The organism is Vibrio sp. S9_S30 (genome assembly GCF_014694455.1).
GTDB lineage: Bacteria > Pseudomonadota > Gammaproteobacteria > Enterobacterales > Vibrionaceae > Vibrio.
Map to the genome: position 1 here is coordinate 426947 of NZ_JAAUWT010000001.1, position 14293 is coordinate 441239.

At 47.3% G+C, this 14293-nt stretch carries 8 protein-coding genes; 6 read left to right on the plus strand and 2 right to left on the minus strand.

Annotated features, from left to right (window positions below):
- Positions 1-121 precede the first annotated feature (121 nt).
- The 3 genes from recC (at position 122) to recD (ending at position 9549) form a co-directional block, all read left to right on the plus strand.
- Complete coding sequence (gene recC, locus HC752_RS01895; protein WP_190333385.1) at positions 122-3571, plus strand: exodeoxyribonuclease V subunit gamma; 3450 nt, start codon at positions 122-124, stop codon at positions 3569-3571.
- A gap of 253 nt (positions 3572-3824) precedes the next feature.
- Complete coding sequence (gene recB, locus HC752_RS01900; RefSeq protein WP_190333386.1) at positions 3825-7448, plus strand: exodeoxyribonuclease V subunit beta; 3624 nt, start codon at positions 3825-3827, stop codon at positions 7446-7448.
- Positions 7441-9549, plus strand: coding sequence for an exodeoxyribonuclease V subunit alpha (gene recD, locus HC752_RS01905; protein WP_190333387.1), 2109 nt, complete (start codon positions 7441-7443; stop codon positions 9547-9549). Before recB ends, recD begins: the two co-directional genes overlap by 8 nt.
- A 54-nt stretch (positions 9550-9603) precedes the next feature.
- Here the strand turns inward: recD and HC752_RS01910 are convergent, their stop codons facing one another.
- Entirely contained in the window at positions 9604-9846 is a 243-nt protein-coding gene (locus HC752_RS01910; protein WP_190333388.1) for a hypothetical protein, read from the minus strand.
- Between the two features lie 307 nt (positions 9847-10153).
- Positions 10154-11485, minus strand: coding sequence for an amino-acid N-acetyltransferase (gene argA, locus HC752_RS01915; protein ID WP_190333389.1), 1332 nt, complete (start codon positions 11483-11485; stop codon positions 10154-10156).
- A gap of 287 nt (positions 11486-11772) precedes the next feature.
- Here argA and HC752_RS01920 point away from each other — a divergent pair, with 287 nt between their 5' ends.
- The 3 genes from HC752_RS01920 (at position 11773) to tcdA (ending at position 14286) form a co-directional block, all read left to right on the plus strand.
- Positions 11773-12207, plus strand: coding sequence for a DUF2850 domain-containing protein (locus tag HC752_RS01920; protein ID WP_190333390.1), 435 nt, complete (start codon positions 11773-11775; stop codon positions 12205-12207).
- Positions 12208-12288: 81 nt separating this feature from the next.
- Positions 12289-13392, plus strand: coding sequence for a murein transglycosylase A (gene mltA / locus HC752_RS01925; RefSeq protein WP_190333391.1), 1104 nt, complete (start codon positions 12289-12291; stop codon positions 13390-13392).
- Between the two features lie 84 nt (positions 13393-13476).
- Positions 13477-14286: a tRNA cyclic N6-threonylcarbamoyladenosine(37) synthase TcdA gene (tcdA, locus tag HC752_RS01930; RefSeq protein WP_190333392.1), complete on the plus strand. Its 810-nt coding sequence runs from the start codon at positions 13477-13479 to the stop codon at positions 14284-14286.
- Positions 14287-14293: the final 7 nt, after the last annotated feature.

A 14293-nucleotide genomic window follows, 5' to 3' on the forward strand; every position in this document is an offset into this window, starting at 1 on the left:
TGAAGTAACATACTGATTGCTCGCTCTTTCATTCGTATTTGGCTGCATATTTCAGTTCAGCAGATTCGATGCTCTATGCTAATCTAAGCAGTAACCGTCCAACCATGCCGCCGGATGCTTTGTGTTTACTGTCTATCACTCGAATCAAATAGAGTTGTTGAAATCTCTGCTTGTTGAGCTCATCAAACTTTCCCCATTAGAGAACCCCTTTGAAGCAGAGCAAATACTGGTTCAAAGCCCCGGTATGTCGCAATGGCTCAAAATGGAATTGGCGAAAGAATTTGGTGTCGCCGCCAACCTCGATTTCCCTTTGCCTGCCACGTTTATCTGGGACAGGTTTACGCAAGTGCTTCCTGATGTGCCGGCCCGCAGTGCATTTAATAAAGAGGCCATGACTTGGAAGCTCATGGATATATTGCCATTGCAGTTATCTCAGCCTGAGTTCTCACCTTTATTGCGCTATTTAGAAAACGATGAAGAACACTCCAAACTCTTTCAATTGTCAGAGAAAATAGCGGATATCTTTGATGGATACTTAGTATACCGTCCTGAATGGATAGCGGCATGGGAAGCGGGAGAAACGGTGCAAGAAATCGGCGACGATCACCCTTGGCAACCTCTATTGTGGCAAGCGCTTTACGATCGCACCGTGGTGCTTGATCAGTCGCCTTATCATCGCGCCAATTTATACGAACATTTCATCGATGCATTAAACCAAGCCCCCATGAACCTCTCAGATTTGCCAAAACGGTTGTTTGTCTTTGGCATTTCCTCTCTGCCGCCTCGGTATATGGATGCGTTAAAGGCATTGGGGGAGCACATTGATGTTCACCTCATGTTTACCAACCCCTGCCGTTATTACTGGGGAGACGTGCGAGATAGAAAATACCTCGCCAAGTTAGCGGCGCGTCATCGAAAACACCTCGAATGGAAACACGATCATTCTGAAGAACACGGTGTGACAGAGCAGCTAAAAGGCGAGCTTGAAGATAACGTGATGGATGAGCTTCATACCGATATGGTTGGAAACAGTTTATTAGCATCCATGGGAAAATTGGGGCGCGATAACTTGTATTTGCTCTCCCAGTTGGATGCGCATGAAGTGGAAGCCTTTGTCGAGGTGGAACGCGATAGCGTATTGCACCAATTGCAAGCGGATATTTTGAATTTAGAAGAGCACCAAAAAGACGAGGTGCTTGAAACCAGCCATCACAAACAGCGGGTTTCACCAAGCGATAAATCACTTTCGATTCATGCCTGTCACAGCCCGATGCGTGAAGTTGAAGTACTGCATGATCAGCTTTTAAGCATGTTTGACAGCGACTCTGGCTTAAAACCTCGTGATGTGATCGTGATGGTGGCGGACATTAATGCCTACAGCCCTGCGATACAGGCGGTGTTTGGCAATGCCCCCGGCGAGCGATTTATACCTTATTCCATTTCAGACAGGACCGCGCAAGAAGAGAGCCCCGTACTGTCTGCGTTTATGCAGCTCATGTTGCTTCCCGAGAGCCGTTTTCACGCTTCTGAAATGCTCGAGCTTCTTGAAGTCCCTGCCATTATGGCTCGGTTTGGTCTGGATGAAGACCAATTTGAGCGAGCCAAGATCTGGATTGAAGAAATCGGAGTGCGATGGGGGCTGGATGAACAAACTGCTGGGCAATTTGAACTGCCAGAGCTCACGCAAAACACCTGGCTTTTTGGTATTCAAAGGATGCTATTAGGCTACGCCATGCCAGAAAGTGCAGGGTTATATGAAGGGCAAAGAACCATTGCTTCCTACAATGAAGTGCAAGGGATGGATGCCGAATTAGCGGGTAAACTGGCACATTACGTCGATTCGCTTAACCGCTTCCAAAAACAGTTAAACGCCACCCAAAGCGCCGCAGATTGGGCTCGCATTATCAATGACATGCTGGAAGCCTTTTTCAGTGTAGAACTGGAAGGGGAAATGGCGCTTAAGTCTATTCGAGATACCCTTACTCAACTGCTTGAACAAATTCGTGACGCCGGATTTGAAAACGATATTTCTCATACGGTGTTACAGCAATACTTACAAAACAAACTGTCCAGAACCCGAGTCAGTCAGCGCTTTTTAGCGGGGCAAGTGAATTTCTGTACGTTGATGCCCATGCGTTCCATTCCATTTAAATTGGTGTGTTTGCTTGGCATGAACGATGGCGCTTATCCACGTTCTATGCCGCCTGAAGGGTTCGATTTAATGAATAATCGTGCTAGGGCGGGTGATCGTTCTAGGCGAGATGACGACCGCTACTTGTTTCTTGAAGCGTTATTGTCGGCACAACAATGTTTGTACATCAGTTATGTTGGGCGTTCTATTCAAGATAATACAGATAAAGTGCCGTCGGTGTTGGTGTCGGAACTGTTGGAGTACTGCCACCAAAATTACTGTTTGGCAGGGGACGAAACGTTGGGCGTGGATGCCTCGGGCGACAAGCTTTTAGAGGCACTCACTCATACCCATCCTATGGTGCCATTTAGCCCTCTTGCATTTTCTGGCGACGACAAAAGCTACGCTAAAGAGTGGTTGCCAAGCGCTAACCGTTTAGGGGCGCGTTCCAGTGCGTTTGAGCAACCCTTAGACGATTACTTAGCCGAGCTCAGCGCCCCATATCAACTGGACTTGGTTGAGCTTCAACGATTTTGGCGTTTACCCGTACAGTATTTCTTTAACCGACGTCTTAAAGTGTTTTTTGAGCCACCGATGGCGACATTGGAAAACGACGAACCGTTTATTTTAGGTGGGCTACAAAGCTATAAGATGCGCGACGAATTGGTGGATACCTTGCTTCAATGCCGAATGAACGGTGAGGAAGAAGAGCCCGTTTTAGCCCGTTATATGGCAAAACAACGAGCGAAAGGACGGCTTCCCATTGGTGCGTTTGGTGAACTGGAATTTGCCGCCAATCGAGAACAGACGGATTCGCTCGTTGATGTCCTCTATCCTTTGGCAGGAAAACCGCTTGAAGACAGTGAAGTGAAAGTGACGCTGACAATAGAAGGTCAACCTTGCCAGTTAACGGGGTGGTTAACGCATCGATACCAATCTGGGTTACTTCGATACCGAAGCGGGAAAATCCGCTCTCAGGACTGGTTATCGGCGTGGATCGATCACCTCTGTCTTGCCGCCATGGGAGGCGTGAGCCGCACGCACATCGTTGGTTACGATAAAAAAGACGGCGCAGTACACTGGGTGATTCCCCCTTTGGAGAGCCGCGATCAAGCCATTGCCCTGTTGCAAGAATTGGTTCGCTTGTTTTATCAAGGCATGAATCAACCGTTGCCCTATTTCCCCAAGACAGCGCTAGCCGGCATTCAAGCCTGCATAAACAAAGCAGGAGAATGGGTGGACGATGAAGAAGCCGCCCTCAAAAAGATGGAGGATGCCTTTAATGATGGCTATATGTTCCCCGGCGAAGGGTCAGACAATTACATCGAAAGGATATGGTCTCATTGGAGTGACGATCTGGGCAGAGAGGTGAGACTAAACGCAAGTTTGGTCTTACAAGCCGCCGTATTCGCGACGCAAACCAGTGACGAGATAGAATAAGTGTGGCGAGATAGAATAAGTGTGATGAAAGGGAGTGTAGGGTGGTCGCCAGCAAATCATTGTTATTTGTAGGGCGTTCGCTGTGCGACCACAGGGTCAGAGGTGACCACAATTCTGTGGCTCAGATACTAACCACAGCTGGTCGTCTGAACCGTGAGACAAGTCTCAACCTGATCCATTTTGAACATCAAAGTGAATGATAAATTACAAAATAAGTGTTCGATCACAAAATAAAAAGCGGAAGCGACGAGATATGACTAACCAATCCGATACAAAACCTCAACAAGCGAGTGTTTTGTCACCAATGGACTTCCCCCTTCATGGTGCCCGATTAATCGAGGCGTCTGCGGGAACAGGGAAAACATTCACCATTGCGGGGTTGTATCTACGTCTACTGCTTGGTCATGGTGATAGTGACACATCACATCCCTGTCAATTAACCGTTGATCAAATACTGGTGGTCACCTTCACTGAAGCGGCAACCGCAGAGTTGAGAGATCGTATCCGCGCGAAAATACACGATGCGCGTTTGGCGTTTTCTCGTGCTGACGCGTCACCAGAAAACCGAAGTAAGGATCCGGTGATCGCCCCTTTGCTGGATGCCATGTCCGATCACAAAGAAGCCGCAAAAATATTATTGCAGGCTGAGCGACAAATGGACGAAGCCGCCATCTATACCATTCATGGTTTTTGCCAGCGAATGTTGACTCAAAATGCATTTGAATCGGGCAGCCGATTCAACAACGAATTTGTGACCGATGAAACTCAGCTTAAAGCCCAAGTGGTTGCAGACTATTGGCGCAGGCAATTTTATCCGTTACCCATCAACCTTGCCGCCGAGATCAGCAAGATTTGGGGTTCTCCTTCGGCCCTTCTTAACGATGTGTCTCGGCACTTAACGGGGGCGGATATTGAGCTGACTGTGGCACCGCTTTCCACCAACATTGCGGACTTACATCAGCAGAATTTAAGGAAAATCGACGACCTCAAAACGCAGTGGCGCGCAGCACAAGACGATTTGCCAGACTTGATCTCAAACTCGGATGTGAACAAACGCAGCTACACCAAAAAAGCGTTGCCGAGTTGGTTAGATCAAGTCAATAGTTGGGCGGCGAGCCCGACGGTCGATTATGCGTTTCCTGACAAACTGGAGAAATTTAGCCAGTCAGTATTGAATGAAAAAACCCCCAAAGGTGCGCCACCTGTTCATCCTGTATTTGAACAGATAGACGACTTTATCTCGCAGTCGGTTTCGTTACGCGATCCCATTTTGGCGCACGCCATTGCTGAGTGTCGGGGGCTACTGGCAAAAGCCAAACAACGAAAAAACTGGTTATCGTTCGATGATCTTCTCACTCAGCTTTCAGCAGCATTGGAGGTCGACAGTGACGATCGGTTAGCGGAAAGAATCAGAACGTTGTACCCCGTGGCGATGATCGATGAATTCCAAGATACCGATCCCCTTCAATACCGGATATTCAGCCGAATTTACGTTGATCAGCCTCAAACTGGCTTGTTTATGATCGGTGACCCTAAACAGGCGATTTACGGGTTTCGTGGCGCGGATATTTTTACCTACATCAAAGCTCGTAACGAAGTGCAAGATCACTACACCTTGGACACCAACTGGCGTTCAAGCGCCGACATGGTCATGGCGGTGAACCGAATTTTCGACTTCAGCGATGCCCCTTTTATTTATGACGACGATATCCCATTCAGACCCGTTAAATTCAGCCCGAAAGCCGATTCCAGCCATTGGTATTTAAATGGGGTTAAACAGCCAGCTCTGAGGTTTTGGCTGCATGAAGACGAAGATGGCAGGCCTGTAACGAAAGGGGATTACCTGTCTGTGATGGCCTCTGCGACGGCGAGCCAAATCCAAACGATTTTAACCGCATCAGATCAACAGCAAGCTTGGTTTGAAACTGGGGGGGAACGCCACGATGTACAAGCGGGTGACATTGCGGTGTTGGTTCGAACCGGCGCTGAAGGCAGAAAAATAAAAGACGCCTTAGCGAAACAAGGTATCGCCAGTGTGTATTTGTCGAACCGAGACAGCGTGTTTGAGAGTGCGGTGGCGTCCGATGTACAGCGGTTGCTCCAAGCGGTGCTGACACCAGAACAAGACAAAACGCTTCGTGCTTGCTTAGCATCGTCTTTATTTGCGTTGAACGCCCGCGAGCTGGATGCGCTTAACAACGAAGAAACACTGTGGGAAAACACGGTGAATGAGTTTCGGGAATACCGAAAACTTTGGCAGCAGCGTGGCGTGATGCCAATGATCCGTTCCGTTATGGCAAAACGAACCATTGCGGAGCGTTTGCTGGAAGAAGACAACGGGGAGCGCACCATTACCGATTTGTTGCACATTGGCGAGTTGTTGCAGCAAGCCAGTTTGTCTTTGGAAAGCGATCACGGTTTATTACGTTGGCTCTCTGACACCATCAGTGATATTCAGTCTGGCTTAACGGGCGGCAGCGACGAACAAATCCAGCGTTTGGAGTCTGAGCGTAATTTGGTTCAAATTGTCACCATCCATAAATCTAAGGGGTTGGAATACGATTTGGTCTTTCTTCCCTTTGTCAGCAGTTACCGTGAAGCCAGCGAAGGCAAGTATTACGATGCAAAGCAAGACAAAACCGTCTTGGACATCACGAAGAACAGTGACGCCCTAGAGCTGGCAGACAAAGAAAGACTAGCGGAAGATTTACGTTTGATATACGTGGCGCTGACCCGTGCGGTTTATGGCTGCTTTATTGGTATGACCCCGATACGCAAAGGGCGAGCGACAAAAGGCCCATCTGGGCTTCACTTGAGTGCGATTGGGTATTTAGTGCAAAGCGGCGAGGCGAAAACGCCAGAAGAGCTAGCGGGGTGCTTGGGTCAGGTGACAACACATCAAGATGTCATGACCATTGAAGCGCCACCGGAGCTGCCCGCTCAGCCTTATTCATCAATAGAAGAAACGCGAGAAGCCCTGACGGCAAAAGAGTTGCAACAAGATATCGATCGCTTTTGGAGAATCAGCAGTTATTCGGGGCTGGTCAAGCAGTCAGGTTACGGCGCACATGACGCCTCTTTTGAAGTGGCAGGGTTTGATATTGATTCCTTTTCCGAAGAGGAAGCGCATTTACTGGAAGCGCCGGCACGCTCTATTTTTACCTTTCCTCGCGGTGCAAGACCGGGCACGTTTCTGCACACCTTGTTTGAAGAGGTGACGTTCACCGAACCTGCAAGCAGCGAAGCGAACAGAGCCACCCTTGCCCATTTGATGGAAGTAGAACAGCTTGATCCTGAATGGCAGCCTGTATTGGAATTATTAGTTGATACGGTGCTGAACACCCCTTTAGATGGTAAAGGGCTCTTGCTCTCGAACAAAACACCAAGCCAATTATTGGTTGAAATGGAATTCTTACTGCCGATAGATGTACTCCTTGCCCCAACGTTTAACCAACTGGCTCATCAACATGATCCGCTTTCTAAGCAGGCAGGAGATTTGGGCTTTCATCGCTTAAAAGGCATGTTGAAGGGGTTTATCGATTTAGTCTTCGAGCACGAAGGAAAGTATTATGTTCTCGACTGGAAATCGAATCACTTAGGGGATTCCGTTACGGATTACCATGGCGAAAACTTGGCCCGTGCGATGGCGGATCACCGATACGATTTACAATATCAAATCTACGCGTTGGCATTGCACCGCTTCCTAAAAAGTCGGCTGGCACGTTATGACTACGAACAACATTTTGGTGGTGTGTATTACCTTTTTTTGCGAGGTGTGGATGGGCAATCGAATAACGGGATCTTTTCAACCAAACCTTCCCAAACCTTCTTGGAGCAGTTCGATAAGCTCATTGATGGAGAAGCATTAGATGTCTGATTCTCAGCCAGTTAGCACTGGTATGCCCACAGCGGATTTACTCAATGTCATGCAGCAATTTGCTGCTCAAGGCACTGTTCGCCAGCTCGATTATCAATTTGCTCGATTCGTCGCGTCTTTGCAGCCAGATTTAAATCTCTTCGTGCCTTTTATTGCGGGGGTAGTCAGTTCTGAGCTAGGAAAAGGGCACATTTGTGTGCCAATGGACAGAGTCGATATGCCAGCTTGTCTTGGCTTATACGGTGAACAAGCACAGTTATTGCAAGAAAAACTCGCGGGTATGGATTGGAAAAAAGAGCTGGAAAGTTCCCCCGTTGTTGGGCGCAATGGTGAAGCCAAGCCTTTGATTTTAGACGGTGCAAACTTGTATCTGCATCGCTATTGGCATTACGAGGTGGTGCTCAGTCAAACGTTGCGTGATCTGATGTCGCCCATCGTGTTGGAGCCGAATCAAGCCGCTCGATTGAAAACTACCTTGGATCATTTGTTTGCCCGAAGTTACCGTTATTTGTTTTCGACCATCGTTCATTCCGAACCAAGCCATCAGGTCATGCGTCAGCAATGGGTATGCGATCATCTCGATGTGGTGACGCCTGAAGCATTGGACTGGAACGCGATCGATCACGTTTTGGTGAGTGCCAAGAAAGTGACCGACTTAAACGTTTTGGATACGTTAGTGCCCCAGTCTGCTTGTTTAAACTGGCAAAAAGTGGCGGCAGCGGTCGCGCTTACTCGGCGTTTTGCGGTGATTTCTGGAGGACCGGGAACCGGGAAAACGACAACGGTCGCGAAATTGCTGGCGGCGCTGGTTCAGCAGGGGAGTGATTTAGGTGAGGTGCCAGACATTAAGCTGGTTGCGCCAACGGGGAAAGCTGCGGCTCGTTTAACGGAATCGATCGGCAAAGCGGTGGACGTATTGCCAATCGAGCCTAGCATTCGCGACCAAATTCCAACCGATTCGAGTACGATTCACCGCTTACTTGGTGCCATCCCAGGGCGAGCGGAATTCCGACATCATAAAGGCAACCCATTACACCTCGATATTTTGGTTGTCGATGAAGCCTCAATGGTCGATCTTCCTATGATGTATAAGCTGGTGGATGCGATGCCACCGAAGGCGAGATTGATTTTGCTTGGCGATAAAGATCAGCTTGCCTCTGTCGAGGCTGGGGCCGTGCTAGGCGATATCTGCGATTTTAGTGATCAAGCCATGAGCCCAGCGCAAAGCCAGCAAATCGCCATGTTGACGGGCTACGATACCGTGAGTCACCAACACTCAGCGTCCTCCCCGCCCATAGTGGATTGTTTGTGTATGTTGCAAAAAAGCTATCGCTTTGATGTCCGCTCTGGCATTGGGCAATTAGCTAAGGCGATCAATTCAGGTCATCCTATTCGTGTTGAAAAAGTCTGGGAGCAAGGGTTTGATGATATTACTCATCATGACTTGGACAAAGACACTTATCAGCAGATGTTGCAAATGGTGACTAAGGGCTACGCCCCTTATTTACGAGAAGTCCACCGTACCATTTCACAGGATGAATCCGCCAATACGAAAGCAAAGCAAGTATTAAAACGGTTTTCAGAATGCCGGTTGTTGTGCGCCATTCGCGAAGGGGATTTTGGAATAACCGGACTGAATCATCGGGTTGAGCAGAGACTTAAAAAACAGAATACGTTGCCTGCCACGGATGACGTTTGGTACTCCGGTAGACCCGTCATGGTGACTCGAAATGACCATGCTCTTGGGCTTTATAATGGCGACATTGGAATTTGCATGTTGGACGAATCTGAAGAAGAGCCAAGGCTTAGAGTGTATTTTGAATTACCCGATGGCACAGTGAAGGGCGTTTTACCCAGTCGAGTGCCTGAACACGAAACGGCGTATGCCATGACCATTCATAAATCTCAAGGGAGTGAGTTTGAGCATACGATCATGGTTTTGCCGCCCAGTTTTAGCCCTATTTTAACGCGAGAGCTTATCTACACGGGCATTACGCGAGCGAAGAAAAAACTGGATCTGTTTGGTGAGCGAAATGTGATCAATCGAGGGGTGAAAATCAAAACGTTGCGTGCGAGTGGATTGGCTGGGCGATTGGTGTAGAGAAAAACACAATTGAATGTCTGGCTTCACCGTCCTTGGTGAACCATCAAATTATTAGGCTTCGGTGAGCGCTAAGAATCTGAACATATCGGTAACGTTGCCGTTTTCATTTAACCTCGTACTGAATACTTCTGAAAATGAAATGCTTTTTATATTGCAACGATTTTTATAAGACATGATGTAATGTTTCATGCTGTCGTTTACTGGAAAAACGCAGTGTACTTCTCTGCCATCTAAAAACTGATTGTCGGCCATATCCCAAAAGCTTTGGGCAGAGTTGCAAATAATGGTTCTCATTGAGTTTATGCTCGCAAGTTGTGGACTCTCGCTTCCTAGCATTTGGCTCCGTATTAGAGTGAACCTCCATGTGGCAGTGAACATTCTTGACGTTGACATTTTAAATTATGAGATTTGCAATAGAGCAAACTCAGAAATGAAACGGAATGGTTCAACTGAATTGATTACTGGAAATCAGGGCTTTCCAGTGCTAGGGATTGTACCAGCAGATTGTCATATGAAAAGTCAATTTGTGACCAATCTGCGGTTTTTTTTAGCAATTAATTATAAATCAGTTGCTTAAGTAATTAATCAGAATGGCGCTCCATTAAGTAACGTGAAGCTGTAAAATCTTAGAGCGTCGCTGATAGTTATATAAATCTTGTTTTTCTCCGGGTAATGCCTCAATACCCACTTCTGTAAAACCTTGCTCCCTAAACCAGTGAATACTTTGGGTGGTGAGCACAAATAAATTCTCCAACCCCATTGTTTTTGCTTGATTGTATATGTGCTTGAGTAAATGGACACCACGGTTACTATCGCGATAGTCAGGGTGAATAGCCACACACGCCATTTCCCCCGTTTTGTCTTCAATAAACGGATACAGAGCGGCACAGCCAATGATCATGCCGTCTTTCTCGATGATCGTGAATTGGTGGATTTCCTGTTCCAGCTGTTCGCGAGAACGACGAACCAAAATACCTTGTTCTTCTAGTGGGAGAATCAAATCCAGTATTCCGCCAATATCATCGATATCTGCACCGCGAACTTGCTCTGCACTGGCCATGACAATTTGGGTTCCGATCCCATCGAGCGAGAACAGCTCTTGTAGGATAGCGCCATCAAGCTTGTAGCTCACCAAATGGCTTCTTGGAACGCCCGCTCGACATGCGGAAATGGCCGCTTTAAGGAAGCGAATGGATCCTCTTTGCCCTTCGTCCGAATCGGAAACACGTTGTTGAAGTATTGCCTCGGCATCAGCTGGGAAGAGCTCCGCAATAACGTTACCTAAATCGTCCGTAATGCCTTGCTCAGAACTGAAGCCAATCAACTTATCAGCTTTGAGTTTGATGGCGACTTGCGTGGCGACTTCTTCCGAAAGCAAGTTAAAGCTTTCACCGGTAACAGAAGACCCAATAGGACCGAGAAGAACAATAGAGCCATGTTGAAGTGTTCGGTAAATTCCATCGGTATCGATCCGGCGAATACGACCGCTATGACAATAATCGATGCCATCGGCGACCCCAATGGGCTGAGCGACAATAAAGTTTCCGCTAACCACGTTCAGTTGAGTTCCCGCCATCGGCGTATTATTTAAGCTCATGGAGAGCCGAGCAGTAATGGCGAGCTGCAACTGCCCAGCCGCTTGCATTACCACACTGAGGGCTTTTTCATCGGTGACACGAATACCCTTATAGTATGGCGTATGATGATCTTGCTTCTCGAGTAATTGGTTAATTTGAGGGCGTGCACCGTGGACCAGCACGATTTTTACCCCCAAGCTGTGTAGCAGCGCGATATCGTTAATTATGTTGCCAAAATTCTGATCTTCGAACGCTTCTCCACCCAGCATGACCACCATGATTTTTCCACGATGAGCGTTAACATAAGGGGCGGATTGTCTAAACCCTTTAACCAGAGCTGTGCTTCTTATTTTCACTATTTAACCTTTCTGTGACTATTTATGCTAAATTTGTGACTATTTATTTTTGTATATTGACGCTAAATTCCTTTTTGTTCAATCAAAAATTTGGAACTGTGTCAAATAATGAATCATGTACTGCGAATTCATACAAACTAAGGTTTAAACTGAGTAAAAAGTCAGCGTAACTGCGCTGACGGTGACATTGTCAGAAGGTTAGTATAGGCACTGGTTGATATAGACGACTTGGTTTATATAGAGGTTGTAGTGTACACCTGTAATTCTTGACGCACGTGATGAGATGTATGAGTGATGAAGTGAGCAAGATGTTGCGGGGAAGTTTGAGTCGTGATGTGTCGTATTATGTGCGTACCATATTGTTGATCGGCACTGTTGTTATTGGCGCAGTTGTCGCGTTATATCATGTTTTGGGTGGCCATCAGGTTCATCAACAAGATCTCAAAAAGAAAATCTATGGCCATTGGGTAGAGCAGCACGTTGCCCCCTACGTGTCGGATTCCTATACCATTAAACCCGAAGGCATTTACCGAGATGGACGTATTCTGACGTCCAATTTCAATTTTAATGGCACTGAATTGGCGTTCGAAATTGGGGGCATTGAACATGAATTCATCGTGGTTTCTGAAAGTTTCAATAGAATGCGCCGGCTTCGGCCTGAACATTATGAATCCATATTTTTAAATACCTCACCTCCTGTTGTCTTAAATTCAAGCAATTAGGTATCTCAATAGGGTGACTAATGTTGCTGATGGCAGCATATTTTGCCATGCTGATAGAAATCATTTTGTCTGGATGTCTTTGTGTTTAAAAAAATTCTTTTCTTCGGTATCGCGTTGGTTCTTGTTGGGTGTGCTGCACCAAAAGAACGCGGTCAGCAATATCTTGATGGTGAGTTCTCATCGCCATTGAATCAAACGGCTCAAATTGAGTCGAATAAGCCCCGAAACTTTCTGGCGTTTGAGGCTCAGGCAAAGGTCGTTTTATCTCAATCGCCTTCGATGGCCAGCACCTATCAATCTTTGTATGAGCAGCTTTCTGCTTGGGTACTGAATAGTGGTGAGTTAAGTGATCTCGCCAATTATGGTATTCAGTCTGCTCAGCTCGGTGGCGGCGACAACAAAGGCAATGTGTTATTTACTGGCTACTTTTCTCCTGTTATAGAGCTTAGACACCAGCCTAACGATACGTTTCGCTACCCCGTTTACAAAATGCCAGAGTGTGACGACCAGTGTCCAACTCGTGCAGACATCAACGATGGCGCATTAAATGGGTTAGGGTTGGAACTCGGTTACGCGGCGAATAGGATTGACCCGTTTATTATGGAAGTGCAGGGCAGTGGCTTTGTGCATTTTGAAGACGATGACACGTTAGAATACTTTGCCTACAGTGGCAAAAACGGTCACCCGTATGTGAGTATTGGTAAAGTTTTGATTGAGCGAAACCAAGTCCCTCGCGAGAAAATGTCGTTAAAAGCCATTAAAGAATGGGTGTTGTCACAAGAAGAAAACGTGGTTCGCGAGCTTTTGGAGCAAAACCCCTCTTACGTTTTCTTTGAGCCTAGGCAAGCGGCTCCGGTGACGGGAACAGCTGGCATTCCGCTGTTACCCATGGCGTCTGTCGCGGGAGACAGGCGTTTGTTCCCAATGGGCACGCCTATTTTGGCGGAAGTGCCGCTACTCAATGCGGATGGTACGTTCAGCGGTGTACATGAGCTGAGGCTGCTGATTGTATTGGATACGGGGGGAGCAGTAAAACAGAACCACCTCGATCTCTATCATGGCATGGGACCAAGAGCTGGAACGCAGGCTGGTCATTATCGGCATTTTGGCCGAGTGTGGAAGCTAGGGCTGGAAGCGTCCCCCACACAATCACCCTGGGAGTTGCCTCCTGAAAAGCGCGATTAAACGGGTAGGCTAGACTTTTTTATGAAGAGTGCGTATAAATCGCACTCTTTCTTTTTGAACTCAATTTTTGCACAAGGTCATAACATGCAAGACAACCTTCCCCCAGCATCCGAGCAGTACGATCAGCGATTTGGTGGCACAAGGCGGTTATACGGACACTCTGAAGTGGACATACTTCGGGCGTCTCATGTTTGTGTGGTCGGTATTGGTGGTGTCGGTTCATGGGCAGTAGAAGCCCTTGCCCGAACGGGTATCGGCGAGCTGACATTGATTGATATGGATGATGTATGTGTCACCAATATCAACCGTCAAATTCATGCCTTAAATGGCACCGTCGGTCAAAGCAAGATTGAAGTCATGGCGGAAAGGGTCAAATTGATTAACCCTGAATGCAAGGTGAACTTAATTGATGATTTTATTTCACCGGATAACCTAAAAGAATACATCACTAAAGACTTTGATTATGTACTGGATGCGATCGACAGTGTTAAGGCTAAGGCGGCATTGTTGGCGTATTGCCGTAGCAATAAGATCAAAGTGGTGACAACCGGCGGTGCGGGCGGGCAAGTTGACCCAACACAAATTCAGGTTGCGGATTTAACCAAAACCATTCAAGACCCGCTTGCGAAGAAGATCAAAGACACGCTCCGTCGCCATCACAATTTCCCTAAAAATCCGCAGCGTAAGTTTGGGATTGAGTGCGTATTCTCCACTGAGCAACTGAAATACCCACAAGCAGACGGCAGCGTTTGTGCCACGAAATCGACAGCAGAAGGTCCGAAGCGCATGGATTGTGCCAGTGGCTTTGGCGCGACAACCGTGGTGACTGCCACTTTTGGTTTTGTGGCAGTTTCTCGCGTAGTAGAAAAGCTTCTTCTGCGTGGGATGAGGTGAGTCTTTT

Excerpts from the sequence above, each read along its gene's own strand:
- HC752_RS01920 (WP_190333390.1), top strand. The coding sequence starts at position 11,773 with ATGAGTGATGAAGTGAGCAAGATGTTGCGGGGAAGTTTGAGTCGTGAT.
- recB (WP_190333386.1), top strand. The coding sequence starts at position 3,825 with ATGACTAACCAATCCGATACAAAACCTCAACAAGCGAGTGTTTTGTCA.
- recD (WP_190333387.1), top strand. The coding sequence starts at position 7,441 with ATGTCTGATTCTCAGCCAGTTAGCACTGGTATGCCCACAGCGGATTTA.
- HC752_RS01910 (WP_190333388.1), bottom strand. The coding sequence starts at position 9,846 with ATGAGAACCATTATTTGCAACTCTGCCCAAAGCTTTTGGGATATGGCC.
- tcdA (WP_190333392.1), top strand. The coding sequence starts at position 13,477 with ATGCAAGACAACCTTCCCCCAGCATCCGAGCAGTACGATCAGCGATTT.